This window comes from Janthinobacterium sp. GW456P (assembly GCF_002127655.1).
Lineage (GTDB): Bacteria > Pseudomonadota > Gammaproteobacteria > Burkholderiales > Burkholderiaceae_D > Janthinobacterium.
Genome location: NZ_NEHB01000009.1, coordinates 54,230 through 68,263, shown reverse-complemented (window position 1 = coordinate 68,263; position 14,034 = coordinate 54,230). Strand labels below are relative to the sequence as shown.

At 62.4% G+C, this 14,034-nt stretch carries 12 protein-coding genes and 2 tRNA genes; 7 read left to right on the top strand and 7 right to left on the bottom strand.

Annotated features, from left to right (window positions below):
- Positions 1 to 4 precede the first annotated feature (4 nt).
- The 3 genes from CBW66_RS10385 to CBW66_RS10375 are packed head-to-tail and all read left to right on the top strand — an operon-like array spanning position 5 to position 2,252.
- Positions 5 to 385, top strand: a complete 381-nt coding sequence (locus CBW66_RS10385; protein ID WP_086138305.1) for a GntR family transcriptional regulator — start codon at positions 5 to 7, stop codon at positions 383 to 385.
- Complete coding sequence (locus CBW66_RS10380) at positions 382 to 1,254, top strand: ABC transporter ATP-binding protein (RefSeq protein WP_086138304.1); 873 nt, start codon at positions 382 to 384, stop codon at positions 1,252 to 1,254. Before CBW66_RS10385 ends, CBW66_RS10380 begins: the two co-directional genes overlap by 4 nt.
- Positions 1,251 to 2,252, top strand: coding sequence for a hypothetical protein (locus CBW66_RS10375; RefSeq protein WP_086138303.1), 1,002 nt, complete (start codon positions 1,251 to 1,253; stop codon positions 2,250 to 2,252). Before CBW66_RS10380 ends, CBW66_RS10375 begins: the two co-directional genes overlap by 4 nt.
- A gap of 81 nt (positions 2,253 to 2,333) precedes the next feature.
- Here the strand turns inward: CBW66_RS10375 and udk are convergent, their stop codons facing one another.
- The 3 genes from udk to CBW66_RS10360 form a co-directional block, all read right to left on the bottom strand.
- Positions 2,334 to 2,975, bottom strand: coding sequence for a uridine kinase (gene udk, locus CBW66_RS10370; RefSeq protein ID WP_086138389.1), 642 nt, complete (start codon positions 2,973 to 2,975; stop codon positions 2,334 to 2,336).
- 110 nt (positions 2,976 to 3,085) lie between these two features.
- Positions 3,086 to 4,555 carry a serine hydrolase gene (locus CBW66_RS10365; RefSeq protein ID WP_086138302.1) on the bottom strand — a complete coding sequence of 490 codons (1,470 nt, stop codon included), beginning with the start codon at positions 4,553 to 4,555 and terminating at the stop codon, positions 3,086 to 3,088.
- Positions 4,556 to 4,764: 209 nt separating this feature from the next.
- Complete coding sequence (locus tag CBW66_RS10360; protein ID WP_086138301.1) at positions 4,765 to 5,268, bottom strand: DUF2199 domain-containing protein; 504 nt, start codon at positions 5,266 to 5,268, stop codon at positions 4,765 to 4,767.
- 236 nt (positions 5,269 to 5,504) lie between these two features.
- Here CBW66_RS10360 and CBW66_RS10355 point away from each other — a divergent pair, with 236 nt between their 5' ends.
- Positions 5,505 to 5,918, top strand: a complete 414-nt coding sequence (locus tag CBW66_RS10355) for a tetratricopeptide repeat protein (protein WP_205701120.1) — start codon at positions 5,505 to 5,507, stop codon at positions 5,916 to 5,918.
- Between the two features lie 15 nt (positions 5,919 to 5,933).
- On the opposite strand, the gene CBW66_RS10350 is transcribed toward CBW66_RS10355, so the two are convergent.
- The 4 genes from CBW66_RS10350 to rnr all read right to left on the bottom strand — a co-directional run bounded on the left by CBW66_RS10350 (position 5,934) and on the right by rnr (position 10,822).
- Positions 5,934 to 6,632 (bottom strand): YceH family protein, encoded by a 699-nt coding sequence (locus tag CBW66_RS10350; RefSeq protein ID WP_086138300.1) that lies wholly within the window; start codon positions 6,630 to 6,632, stop codon positions 5,934 to 5,936.
- A 10-nt stretch (positions 6,633 to 6,642) separates the two neighbouring features.
- On the bottom strand, positions 6,643 to 7,392 hold the full coding sequence (gene cysE / locus CBW66_RS10345) for a serine O-acetyltransferase (protein ID WP_034756915.1): 750 nt from the start codon (positions 7,390 to 7,392) through the stop codon (positions 6,643 to 6,645).
- Between the two features lie 133 nt (positions 7,393 to 7,525).
- Positions 7,526 to 8,269, bottom strand: a complete 744-nt coding sequence (rlmB, locus tag CBW66_RS10340; protein WP_034756912.1) for a 23S rRNA (guanosine(2251)-2'-O)-methyltransferase RlmB — start codon at positions 8,267 to 8,269, stop codon at positions 7,526 to 7,528.
- A gap of 15 nt (positions 8,270 to 8,284) precedes the next feature.
- A complete protein-coding gene (gene rnr / locus CBW66_RS10335) occupies positions 8,285 to 10,822 on the bottom strand; it encodes a ribonuclease R (RefSeq protein WP_086138299.1) in 2,538 nt (845 codons plus the stop codon).
- Between the two features lie 400 nt (positions 10,823 to 11,222).
- Between rnr and CBW66_RS10330 the strand changes: the two genes are divergently transcribed.
- The 3 genes from CBW66_RS10330 (at position 11,223) to CBW66_RS10320 (ending at position 13,992) form a co-directional block, all read left to right on the top strand.
- Positions 11,223 to 11,307: transfer RNA gene (locus CBW66_RS10330), tRNA-Leu, on the top strand.
- 191 nt (positions 11,308 to 11,498) lie between these two features.
- Positions 11,499 to 11,583: transfer RNA gene (locus CBW66_RS10325), tRNA-Leu, on the top strand.
- 174 nt (positions 11,584 to 11,757) lie between these two features.
- The gene (locus tag CBW66_RS10320) at positions 11,758 to 13,992 is read left to right on the top strand and encodes a heparinase II/III family protein (protein ID WP_086138298.1); all 2,235 of its coding nucleotides are present in this window, start codon (positions 11,758 to 11,760) and stop codon (positions 13,990 to 13,992) included.
- Positions 13,993 to 14,034 lie beyond the last annotated feature (42 nt).

The following is a 14,034-nucleotide window of genomic DNA, read 5'->3' as shown; positions in this document are numbered from 1 at the left end:
TCCCATGAGCGCGGAATGGAACGACAATAGCCCAATCTACCGCCAGCTCAAGGCCCGGGTGGTGGGCATGATGCTCGATGGCGTGCTGCAGTCCGGCGACGCCCTGCCGTCGGTACGCCAGGTGGCGGCCGATTATCAATTGAATCCCATCACGGTTTCGCGCGCCTACCAGGAACTGGTCGACGATGCCCTGGTGGAAAAACGCAGAGGACTCGGTATGTATGTCTTGGAAGGCGCCCGCGACAAATTGCTGGCCAGTGAACGCGAGCGCTTCATGCGCGAAGAATGGCCGGCGATGCTGGAACGCATCACGCAACTGGACCTTAACCTCGAGCAACTACTGCAGGCGAGCCGCGACAGTGGCGCACACGGAGAGAGCGCATGAATGCATTGAACAATGACAGCGTCATCAGCGCCCGCGGCTTGCGCAAGCAGTATGGCAAACAGGTCGCCATCGACGGCATCAGCTTCGATATCGCGCCGGGGCGCATCGTCGGCTTGATCGGGCCGAACGGCTCCGGCAAGACCACCACCCTGAAAGCCATCCTGGGCCTGACGGGCTTCGATGGCGAGCTGTCGGTACTGGGGCGCGATCCGCGCGTGCAGCGCGACGCGCTGATGGACGACGTATGCTTCATCGCCGACGTGGCCATCCTGCCGGGCTGGCTGCGCGTGGCCGACGCCATCGATTTCGTCGCCGGCGTGCACCCACGTTTCGACCGCAGCAAGGCCGAGCGCTACCTGGCGCACACCAAGCTGGCGCCGAAGATGAAGGTCAGGGCCATGTCGAAAGGCATGGTGGTGCAGCTGCACCTCGCGCTGGTGATGGCCATCGACGCCAAACTGCTGGTGCTCGACGAGCCGACCCTGGGGCTGGACATTCTGTACCGCAAGCAGTTCTACCAGAACCTGCTGCAAGACTATTTCGATGAAAACAAGACCATCGTCATCACCACGCACCAGATCGAGGAAGTGGAACACATCCTGAGCGACCTGATGTTCATTCGCGACGGCAAGATCGTACTGGCCTCGACCATGGAAGAGGTGGGCGAGCGCTACATCGAGGTAATGGTGGGCCCGCAGCACGTCAATCCGGCGCGCGCGCTGCAGCCGATCAGCGAACGCAGCGTGTTCGGCAAGTCGGTGATGCTGTTCGACGGCGTCGCCCGCACCCAGCTGGCAGCCCTCGGCGAAGTCCGCACGCCCAGCCTGGCGGACCTGTTTGTCGCGACCATGAAAGGATCGTACCAATGAGTATTTCCCCTGCAAACAAGATGCAATGGCTGATCCGGCGTGAATTGTGGGAACACAAGGGCATGCTGGTATGGACGCCCGCCCTCATCGGCGTCGTCATGACGGTACTGGGCGCCCTGATGACGATAGCCACCATCGCCAAGACCAAGATGCGCACGGCGCTGATCGTCAATGGCGAAGAAGTGTCCTGGAGCACGGTCTTCAATACCCGCACCTTCGGCCCGCGCCGCACGGAAATCATCGACGCCGTCGCCAACAACTACACGTACGCGGCCGCGCCGCTGTTCCTGGCACTGGGCTTTCTCGTGTTTTTCTATTGCCTGAGCGCCCTGCATGAAGACCGCCGCGACCGCAGCGTACTGTTCTGGAAATCGCTGCCCATCTCGGATGCCCAGACGGTGTTGTCGAAAGCGGCCATCGCCTTGCTCGTCGCGCCGCTGATCGTGGCCGCCGCCGCCAGCCTGACTTCGCTGGCCCTGATCCTGATCCTGAGCGGCGTGCTGGCGGCCAATGGCATCCACGTGTTTGCCGAACTGCTCGCCACGCCCGGCCTGTATCTGGGACCGCTGCGCGTGTTCGGCTTGCTGCCCGTGTATTGCCTGTGGGCCTTGCCGACGGTCGGCTGGCTGCTGATGGTATCGAGCTGGGCCAAGTCGAAAGTCTTCCTGTGGGCCGTCGGCGTGCCGCTGCTGCTGCTCATCCTGACCGTCTGGGCCGGCAAGCTGACGCAGACGGAAAGCGGCGTCGACTGGATACAGATGAACGTCATCGGGCGCGCCCTGCTGGGCACCCTCCCCGGCAGCTGGTATCTGTTCGAGCCGGACCTGCTGCCGCACATGCACGCGCTGGCAGAGGGCGGATCGCACGCAATGCGCACGGATGTGTTCAGCGATTCCTGGTCCAGCCTGGCCTTGCCAGCCGTCTGGCTGGGTGCGGCGGCAGGCGCGGCGCTGATTTACGCCGCCATCTGCCTGCGCCGCTGGCGCGAGGAAGGCTGAGCCCCCTCTTCCGTGGGCGGATTTGGGCGGCGCCCTGCACGCGTATGCCGGCCCGGCATACGCGCAGCGGACCGGCGGGGATCAGGCCCGCGTCAACCGGCCGATCACGCTGGCCACCTTGGCCGTGATCATGTCGACGGCGGGGCCGTTGGCGCCGTGCGGCAAGATCACATCGGCATTGCGCTTGGTCGGTTCGATGAATTGCTTGTGCATGGGGCGCACCGTTTCCAGATACTGCTCGATGACGCTTTCCACGGAACGGCCGCGTTCGGTGATATCGCGTTGCATGCGGCGGATGAAGCGCACGTCGGAAGCGGTGTCGACAAAGATCTTCAGCGACATCATGTTGCGCAAGTCTTCGTCATACAGGGCAAACAGGCCTTCGATGACGATCACCGGCGCCGGCTTGACGGGAATGGTCCTGTTGGAGCGGTTGTGCAGCGTGAAGTCGTACTCGGGCATCTCGATCGCTTCGCCATTGCGCAAGGCCTGGATATGCTGCACCAGCAAAGGCCATTCGAACGCCTGCGGATGGTCGTAATTCTGCTGGCGCCGCACTTCAGGGGAGAGATGGGTCTGGTCGCAGTAGTAATCGTCCTGCATCACGACCGAGACCATGTCGGCGCCGAACGACGCCAGCACCTGCTGTGATACGGTGGACTTGCCACTGCCGCTTCCGCCAGCGACACCAATAACAAACGGTTGGAAGGAAATAGTATTCATGCCGAATGATACCGGAAACGGCGCCGGACCGACAGGGAGCGGCCGCAGCAACATGGCGCATGCGGCAATTGCGCGGCGCCTGCCGCACGGTCGCCCTGTGCCCTGGTCCGCTAATCGACGCGCGGCACAGCCTCGGCAAGCCGCGTACCCTTGCGCGGCCGGCCATCGACAAAGGTGAGGGTCTGGATCCGGCCGTCGCCACTGTTATCGAAATGCAATGTGACATCCTTTTCACGCATGAAGTAATCGTAGTCCCCCGCCGGGATTAATTCCACTGGCACCGGACCAACCGGCGGCCCGGCGATATACAGACGGCCATTCTCGTGGCTGACGCGCAGCGTCGTGTTGGACACGGCAAAATCACCGGCAAACCGGGCCAATAACGCGGCATTCGGCTGGGCGGCAACGCGTTCCCTCTGGCGATAGTCTTCCCATCCATACTCGGCAGCAATGCTGCGCGCGATTTCTTCTATCAGCATCCAGCCGTTATCCCCATTGGCGAGAATGACCGCGCCCTGCCCCGTACGCGCATACGCAAACAGCAGCGCCTTGTAGCCGGCATTCGAGCCGCTGTGATGGAATGCCGGCTCAACTGCCGCATGATCGAGCTCGAAGCCGAGGCCATAACTGCCGCGCACGGGCGTCAGCATCGCCCTTGCCTGCTGCGGCGTGATCAGCTGCCCATCCTCTCCCGATGCGGCACGCTGGACGGCGAGCGCAAACAGCGCCAGGTCATGGGCCGTGCTCCATAGCCCCGCTGCGGCCAGTTCCGGATAGGCGCGCCAGTTTCCGGCTACAACGCTGCCGTCCGCCGCATGGCCAGATGCGGCGCGCGTGGCGAGCGCTGGCGGCAGCGACTGCGCATACAGCGTATCGCGCATGCCGAGCGGAGCAAATACCGTTTCACCGGCCAGGACGCCGAACGGCTGGCCAGTCGCGTCATTCAGATATTGCTCAAGCACAACATAGCCGAGGCTGGAATACGCGTAGCGGCCGCCCACGGGGGTGTCTACCGTGACGGGCGGATTCGTCGCCGGGCGGGAGCCGGCCAATACCTGCAGCAGCGTCGGCTGCGGCGCATCGCTGCCGTAGCCTGCCAGGCCGAATGTTGGCATGCCTGCGGTATGGCTGAGCAGCGCCCGGACCGTCACGACCGGCTGCGCGCCGGGCACCTGCCACTGGCGCAGCCGCCGGTTGACGTCTTCATCAAGATCGATCTTTCCCTCGGCCGCGAGCCGCACCGCCACCAGGGCGGCCACAGGCTTGCCGATCGAGGCTACCTGAAACAGCGTGCCGGCGGTGACGGGGCGGCCCGTCCGCGCGTCCGCAACGCCGTAGGAGCCGCTCCATTCCAGCGCGCCGGCATTGATGACGGCGATGCTCACGCCCGGCACGTTCAGGGCCGGCATCCGCTCGGTCAGCCGCATGGCATGGACAGGCGCCCCGCGCACGGCAACGGGCTGCAGCAAGCCGTTCTCAACCCGCGCCTTGCGGGCCGTCACCGCGCCGCTGTCGCCCTGCGCATGCACGTCACACACCCCTGCCGCCAGCAGCAAGGTCAATACCGATCGCATCATCATATGGCATCCAATTCGTTGCCGAGGGCGGCTTGCAGGCCATCGGAAGAACCTACTTTACATACTGCAAGGCAGACTGGCCCGCAGCTCAGCGCTTTTCCTTGTTGATCGCCTGCACGTACGCGGCCCGCTTGCGCTCCTTCTTTTCTTGCGGCGCAACGGCCGCCGTCATGCTTGGCATGATGAGCTCGGCAGCGGCACTTGGCGGGCGGTCAGCTGCCATGCATCAGCCGCGCATACAGCTCGGCCACCCGCTCTGCCGTGATGCCGTCGCGCTGTTCCACGGCCAGCGGATGGCCGGTCGGTTCCAGTTCGATCACCGGTCGTACGCCATCGTCGCGCAGGTGCACGCGGGTTTTCAGGTTCACGGTATCGGGATACCCGGGCAGCTGCGTACTGAGCCAGCCGAAGAAGGGGCCGATGTGCGCGCGCTTGCTATCGTTGAAACAGGCATCCCACGCATCGAAGCTCTCGCCGCTCAGCGACACCCACACGCCCCAGCTGAATGGCTCGTCGGTGCCATGCACGGGAATGTCGATGGTGGCGCGCACGAAGCAGTACGCCTCATCGACGACGCAGGCATCGCTGTCCATCTGGCAGCGCGCTGCGCGCTCGGCGGGCGCTATCTGTTGGTACAGCCACGGCGCATCGGCGCCGAAGCTGGGCATGCCCGTGTGGGTCTCGCCGCAGGAGCGGCAGAGGAAGGAAAAAGTCATGCGTGAAGACCGCTTATTCGAATTGTTTATGGTGGTGCATGCTAAATAGCTACTTGGAGAAACTGCGCGCTTGGCATTCCGGCAAGATGATATTCTAAATAAGCTCAAGATGGGCAGACGGGACGCATCGCGCCACCGGCATGGCATGCCTGAACTCTTTCAGTATCGATGGACTATTTACCAGGAATGAACAATGAACGACACCGATGACTGGGATGTTACGGCTGGCGTCGATTATGAAACCGGAAGTAATTGCGCCGCCTGGCCTGGCTAAGCCGGCAATGAACGCCATCGCCGCAAGCAAGGCGCATATCGCGCTGGCCGAAGGCGATGCCGGGCAGTGGGATGCGCACATGGCGGCAGCTGAAGCCGTGTTGCGCAACGCCGTGCAAGCAACCCCGCAAGACACTGCCCTGATCACTTGCCTGGTCGCCGTACTGTGTGACCAGGGCAAGTACAGGGAAGCCGTCAACGTACTGGAAACGGCGCTCAAGCTGGGCTCGACGGACAGCCATACCCATTACAACCTGGGGGTGGCCCTGGCGGGACTGGCAAAACCGCGCAAGGCCATGGCGCAATTTGGCAAGGCGCAGGGCCTTGCCGCTTCCCGCCTGACCTGGACCGCGTATTTCGACCCGCAGGCACGATAGGCGCGTGCCCGGAAATTATTCGAACTGCTTGCGGAACGCCTCGAACTGCGCCGCCAGGCCATCGAAGTCGCTGCGCAACTGCAGCACTTCCTGTTCCAGCTGGGCGACACGGCTGCCCTGCTGCGGCGCGCTGACGGCGCCGGCGAAACCGGCCGCCGTCTCGAACTGCGCCAGCGCTTCCTCGCCGCCCAGCAGATGGCCGTAGCGCGGCTCCTTGGCGCCGGGTGCGATGGCCAGTTTCGCCACCAGCGGCGGGTATTTGTCGATCAAAAATTGCAGGCCCGATTCCACTTCCGCCACGGACTTGAATTCATGCACGCGGCCGCTGCGGCTGCGCAGTTCTCCTGCCGTCTGCAGGCCGCGCAGCATCAGGATCGTCAGAATGGCCAGTTTATCCTGTTCCAGCGACCACTTGATGCGCATGCGGTGTTCGTACTTGGCGACCCTGGCGCCCGCCTGCGTGATGCCATTGACCAACTTGCGCTGCATCAGGCGCTGCAGCACGTCGTAGACGGTTTCTTCGGACAGCGCCATGACGGGATCGCGGCTCGACAATTGATTGCAGCCGTTCGTCAGCGCGTTGAGCGACAGCGGGTAGCTGTCCGGCGTCAGCGCCTCCTTTTCGGCCAGCACGGCCAGCACGCGGATCTCGAACGGGTCGAGCAGATTCGGATTGTCATTACTTTTTTCGCCTGCCGTCACATCAGTGTTCATGCCTGTATCCTTAATCAACCAGCTTGTTCATTTGCTCGGAATCGAATTTATCACACTCGGGCACGCCCTGGCAGCAGATGCCCGCCGCCTTCAGGGTGGCGAGGATGGTTTCGATGCGCTGTTCCTGCGCCACAGCGTGCGTGATCAGGCCCTGCAGGGCTTTCGACAGCGGATCGTCGCCATTGGGCGTGACGCCATACGCGGCGAACAAATGGGCCGTGCTGCCTTCGCGCAAGGCGCTGACATCCTTTTGCACGATGTGCGCGGGGTTGCCGACGGCCGTGGCGCCGGATGGCACGGGCTTGAGCAGCACGGCGTTCGAGCCCACCTTGGCGTACTCGCCCACGGTAAAACTGCCCAGCACCTGCGCGCCGGCGCCGACGATGACGCCACGCTCCAGGGTCGGATGGCGCTTGGCGCCGCTGTGCAGCGAGGTGCCGCCCAACGTAACGCCCTGGTAGATGGTGCAGTCGTCGCCGACGACGGCCGTCTCGCCGATCACCACGCCGAAGCCATGGTCGATGAAGACGCGCCGGCCGATGACGGCGCCCGGATGGATTTCGATGCCGGTGATGATGCGGGCGATATACGAAATGAAGCGTCCCACCCACTTCATGCGCCGCGTCCAGCACCAGTGCGCCCAGCCATGCATGACGATGGCGTGCAGGCCCGGATAACAGGTCAGCACCTCCCAGCCGTTGCGGGCGGCCGGGTCACGTTCGATGATGCTGTTGATGTCTTCGCGCAGGTGGTGGAACATAATGAAAATGGATAAGGTGGAACGCAAATGGTAGCGTATTCGGCGGCGTGCTGCCGGAGAGGCAGATAAACAAGCGCCGCCTCAAGGGCGGCGGCTGGTTTTCTGGCAGCGGGAAAAAACGTGCAGGACGTTCTTAAGCTTCTAAAGCGATGCGCTGGCGGCGCGCTTCGTAGAGGCACACGCCGGAAGCGACCGACACGTTCAGGCTCTCGACGGAACCGAACATCGGGATGCTGACGAGGATGTCGCAGGTGTCGCGCGTCAAACGGCGCATGCCTTCGCCCTCGGAACCCATGACCAGGGCGGTCGGGCCCGTGAAATCGGCTTCGTACAAGCCTTTTTCGCCGTCGTCCGACGTGCCGATCAGCCAGATGCCGCGTTCCTTCAGTTCGCGCATGGTGCGCGCCAGATTCGTCACGGTGATGTACGGGACGGTTTCGGCGGCGCCGCTGGCGACCTTGGCGGCCGTGGCATTCAAGCCCACGGCGCGGTCCTTCGGCACGATGACGGCATGTGCGCCGACGCCGTCGGCCACGCGCAGGCAGGCGCCCAGGTTGTGCGGGTCGGTGATGCCGTCGAGGATCAGCAGCAGCGGCGGGCCGTCGATGGCGTCCAGCAGCTCGTCGAGATTGCGCGCCAGCGACAGTTGCGAGGCAAACGCGATCACGCCCTGATGGCGGCGCGTGCCGACGATCTTGTCCAGGCGCGAGGAGTCGACGGGCATGACGCGCACGTTGGCCGCCTTGGCGGCGGCGATCATGTCCTTCATGCGGCCGTCGACGCGGCTGGCATCGACGAAAATTTCTTCCACGGACGACGCTTCATGACGCAGACGCGAAGTGACGGCGTGGAAGCCGAAAATCATTTTATTCTTCATTTGTTATCGTTTCTTTTATCGCTTGTTCTTGCTTGATTTTGATACAGTTTTTGCTGCTCGTGGTGCCGCCGCAGCGGCTGCCGCGGCTGGTTTCTTGCTGCGCTTTGGCGCGGCGGCCTTGGGGGCTGCCGCCTTGGGGACTTCCTTGGCAGCGGGTTTGGCGCCGTTGGAACGGCCGCCGGAACCATTGCCGGGTTTGCCGCCGTTGTTGCCATTGGCTTTAATCTCATGGCGCTGTTCGGTCGCGGGACCGGGCTTGACCATGGATTTCTTTTCGCCCTTGCGCTTGCCGCCAGACTGCTTGGCCGGCGCTTCGTCGCCCGCCAGTTCCGCATCGGTGACCAGGCGCAGGTCGATCTTGCGCGTTTCCAGGTCGACACGCGCCACTTGCACCGTCAAACGGTCGGTCAATTGATAACGCTTGCCCGTGCGTTCGCCGCGCAATTCATGGCGCGCATCGTCGTACTGGAAGTAATCGGTGCCCAGTTCGGTGACGTGCACCAGGCCTTCGACAAACAGGGTGTCGAGCTGCACGAACACGCCGAAGGTGGTCACGCCCGTGATGGTGCCGGTGAACTCTTCGCCCAATTTGTCCTGCATGAAGTAGCACTTGAGCCAGGCCTCGACGTCGCGCGACGCTTCGTCGGCGCGGCGCTCGTTGGCCGAGCAATGCACGCCCAGCGCGTCCCAGATGGTCAGGTCCGTCTTCTTCGGCTTGCCGTCGGCCTTGTCCTTGGCCTGCTGCTTGCGCGTGGCGTTCGACACGTTGGTGTTCAGAACGACTTTATCGGACAGTTTTGGCTCGTATTTCTTGCCTTGCAAAATGGCCTTGATGGCGCGGTGCGTCAGCAGGTCGGGATAGCGGCGGATCGGGCTGGTGAAGTGGGCATACGCCTCGTAGGCCAGGCCGAAGTGGCCGATATTGTCCGGGCTGTAGACGGCTTGCTGCATCGAGCGCAGCAGCATCGTTTGCAGCAGGGCCGCATCGGGACGCTGCTTGATCTGCTGCATCAGGGTCTGGTAATCGGATGCCGATGGCGTGTCGCCGCCCGTCAGGTTCAAGCCAACCTGTTTCAGGAAAGTACGCACTTGCGTGAGCTTTTCCTTGGTCGGGCTGGCGTGGATGCGGTAGGTGCCAGGATGCTTATTACGCAGCAACAGATCGGCCGCGCAGACGTTGGCCGCCAGCATGCACTCTTCGATGATCTTGTGCGCTTCGTTGCGCGTGCGGGGCACGATCTTTTCGATCTTCCCGGCGCTATTGCAGACGATATACGTTTCCGTCGTCTCGAAGTCGATGGCGCCCCGCTCCGTGCGTGCTTTCAGCAAGGCGCGGTAGACGGCTTCCAGATTTTGCAGGTGCCGCAGGATGTCCGCGCGGCGTGCCGCTTCGGGTCCCTTGGTGTTGCCCAGCACGGCAGCGACTTCGTCATACGTGAGGCGCGCGGCCGAGTGGATCACGGCCGGGTAGAACTGGTAAGCCTTGAGTTCGCCCTTGTCGCTGACGACGGCGTCGCAGACGAGGGTCAGGCGGTCGACGGCAGGATTGAGCGAGCACAGGCCATTCGACAGTTTTTCCGGCAGCATCGGGATCACGCGGCGCGGGAAGTAGACGGACGTGCTGCGCTCCAACGCGTCGATATCGAGCGCATCGTTCGGCTTCACGTAATGGCTGACGTCGGCAATCGCCACGATCAGGCGGAAGCAGTTGGCGCGGCCGACCTTGACGGGTTCGCAATACACGGCATCGTCGAAATCGCGCGCGTCTTCGCCGTCGATGGTCACCAATGGCACGTCGCGCAGGTCGACCCGGTCTTTCAGGTCGGCGGCGCGCACTTCGAATGGCAGTTTTTCAGCTTGCTTGAGGGCGGCGGCGGAAAAGATGTGCGGCACGTTGAATTTGCGTACGGCAATCTCGATTTCCATGCCGGGATCATCCAGGGCGCCCAGTACTTCGACGATCTTGCCGACCGGCTGCTTGAAGCGCATCGGTTGCTCGGTCAGTTCGACGCTGACGATCTGGCCGGCCTTCGCCTTGCCCACCGAACCGGTGACCAGGATGTCCTGGCCGATGCGCTGGTCTTCCGGCGCCACGACCCAGGTACCGTTTTCCTGGATCAGGCGGCCGATGACGTGGGTATTGGCGCGCTGCGTGACTTCGACGATCGTGCCTTCCGGGCGGCCGCGGCGGTCCGTGCCGACGATGCGGGCCATGACCTTGTCGCCATGCAGTACTTTCTGCATTTCTTTCTCAGGCAGGAACAGGTCGGCGCTGGCGTCGTCGGGAATGACGAAACCGAAGCCGTCGCGGTGGCTCATGACGCGACCGGCGACAAGCGCGCTCTGGTCGGCCAGGCTGAAAACACCGCTGGCGTCAGACTTGAGCTGGCCGTCGCGCTCCATCGCCTTCAGGCGACGGACCAGGACATCCATGGAATCGGCATGCACTTGCAGCGTTTTCCCGAGAGACTGCGGGTCGAGAGGCGCGTTGACGCTGCGGAATATGCCGAGAATGTCCTCCCGGCTGGGGATGGTGTGGGTATTTTGGCTCAAAAGTATTTCTATAGTTGTTATTGACAGTGATCAAACGGAAGACAAAGACCGATGACATCACCGTCAATATTGACACGGTGATGTGCGGTAGTGTACCGGAGGACGCCTTGGTTTGCCTAACGCACAGCGTAGCGGAAACCGAACAAGTGCCCCGCCGATGAAAAAAAGGAGAAAAGCTGCGCAATGCATTTGACTTCGGCAAATATTGCTCTATAATCTCGGTCTCTTGCAGCGACAAACCTTCACGGGAATGTTTTGCAGGAAAGCGGTACAGGGTTGATGTGCAGTATGGAGCGAAAGCTCATCTGGCGCAAAACTCTTCAAGTCGCTATAATAGCAGAATTGCTGTAAAGTTATTTTGCAACAAGTACTCGAGCAGTAAAAAGTAGCAAGCAACAGTGCCCACGTGGCGGAATTGGTAGACGCGCATGGTTCAGGTCCATGTGCCTTCGGGTGTAGGGGTTCGAGTCCCTTCGTGGGCACCATTACCTAATTCGCAAAAAAGCCGCAAACTTTCACGAGTTTGCGGCTTTTTTCATTGCAGCTCCCCCCGCCGGAGGCCGCCCCGCATTTATTTGCCGCTTTCCGTATTTTTTCATTGACCTCCACGCTGGCAGCCTCTATGATCCTGCCTTCTCTGCAGAACACGCAAAGAAAGCAGCAAAGCAGCATCAGTGCCCACGTGGCGGAATTGGTAGACGCGCATGGTTCAGGTCCATGTGCCTTCGGGTGTAGGGGTTCGAGTCCCTTCGTGGGCACCATTACCAAAATTCGCAAAAAAGCCGCAGACTTTCACGAGTTTGCGGCTTTTTTCATTTTCGGCAGGAACACAATTAAGTTATTAAAAATGAACTTAATTGACAATTTAATAGTACAGTATCACTTCCCCGTGCCGCACCTCGCGCAACTGGCAACAGCAACTCTGGAGATAGTCGATGCCGTACACCCCTCTCAACAACAAGTCTTCCTTCGCCGTCCGTCTGATTGTGCTCTGCCTCGCCTTCGGCGCCTGCGGCAGCCAGGCGGCGGACTGGGTCACCACCCGCTCCAGCAGCCCGGAAATCGTCAAGCCGGCGCCGGAACAAGTGCTGCTGCAGGTGCAAAACCCGCCTTCGTTTGCTTGGCCGCGGCATGCAAGCTATCCCGCACAGTACATCGTCGAAATCCAGCCTGCCGGGGGCGTCGCCACCAGCCACACGGTTTCCCGCAACTTCCTGCTGCCGTCGGCCACCCTGCCAATAGGCACCTACCAGTGGCGCGTCAGCCCGCTGTCCACGCAGCGCGACTGGTCGGCCTGGCGCCCATTCGTCATCGATGCCAGCACACGCGACTTTGTCGTGCCCGAATCAAACCAACTGGCGGCAACCGTACGGGCCCACCCTCGCCCGCGCCAACTGCCGGCCAGCTTTGCCCAGGCGAACGCCTGGAGTGCCGGCATGGACAGCAAGCGCCGCCCCTATCTGAACCGGCTGATCAACGAGGTCAACACCAATACCACAGCCATCGCTCCCGTGCATGACGGTCTATGGACCACGCCCAACGATAGCGGCCAGTACGTACGCATCGCCAACGCGGCAGGCGGCGTCATCCGACAGATGGAGGCGGCGGCGCTACTGTTCCGCCTGACCAAGGAGCGCCGCTACCTGGACGAAGCCATTGTGCGCGGCGACCAGCTTGCCGCCCTGAACCCGAACGGCCCCACCAGCTACCAGGGGCAGGACCAGGTAGCGCGCATGATCGCACTGGTGCTGGCCAAGGGCGCCGACTTCCTGTGGCTGGATCTCGACGCTGCGCGCCGCGCGCACTGGCTGGCGATCGCCGCGCAACGCCTGACGCCCATCTACGCCGATCTTGCCGTCGCTGGCGGACGCCTGGACCAGTCGCCCATGGATTCGCATGGCGTCGAGGCGCTGGGCTACCTGGCAGTGACATCGACCCTGCTGCTCGACACCACGCCGCAGGCGCAAACATGGTTCGACTTCGCCGTACGCTCATACATTCACATCACCCATGTGTGGAGCGGACCGGAAGGCGGCTTTGCCAATGGCTCGGCCTACGGCCAGTACACCACCGACCTCCAGTTGCAACTATGGCAGCCGCTGGCCGAAATGACGGGCGTGAACCTGTTCGACAAGCCGTGGTCGCGCGGCTTTGCCAATTATTTCATGCAGTTCATTCCGCCTGGCGCACCGCGCCACGTCTTTGGCGACGTCCATGAAAGCAAACCGGACCCTGCGCTGCTCAAGGCTTACGTGGCGCGGCAAGCCACGCCGGCGGCGGCCTGGTACAGCAGCCAGCCGGGCCCCCAGGAAAACCCCATCACCTTGCTGCAGGCATCCTATCCGCTGCCAGCTGACAGTGTCGACCCCGAGCCGCCAGCGAACGCCATGCTCTTCCCCAGCATAGGCTGGGCCGCCATGCACAGCGATATCGCCGATTCCGCGCGCACCTCGGTATACTTCAAGTCCAGCCCGTTTGGCGCATTCAACCACAGCCATGGCGACCAGAATAGCCTGGTCATCAACAGCGACGGCAAACCATTGCTGATTGAGGCGGGCTACCAGGACTCTTACGCGTCGCCACTGTCGAAGAGCTGGTATCGCCAGTCGCGCGCGCACAATGCCATCACCTTCGACGGCGGCAAAGGCCAATTCATCGAGGGCCACTACGATATGCGCTACAAGAACGGCAAAATCACGGCTTTCACGCACACTCCGGACCTGGACTTCGTGGAGGGCGATGCCGGCGCCGCCTATAGCAACGACTTGAGCAGGGCCAAACGCCAGGTATGGTACTCACGCCGGCACGACGTGGTGGTGGTCCGCGACCAGCTAAGCTCGGCAACTGCGCGCAGCTTCGAGTGGAACATGCATGCCATTAACGCGCTCCACCTGTACCCGAATGGCCGCGCCAGCATCGAGAACGGCACGGCCACGCTGTGCCTGCAATCCCTGCGCGCCGATGAAGAGCAATTGACCAGCTTCAGCGCTCCCAATCCGCCGCTGGAAATGCAGCAGCATGCGGCCTTTATCAAGTCTTCGCCTGCGCTGACGGCGGAATTCCTGGTCGTGCTCGATATTGGCTGCAAGGCCGTCGCCACGGCAGTACTCTCCGCGCCCAGCGGACGTCAATTGCAGATCGGCACGCAAATCATCGCCCTGCCCGATTAAGCACCGGGCAAGGATGGTGCGGCCCGGACTGTCGGCATTTCT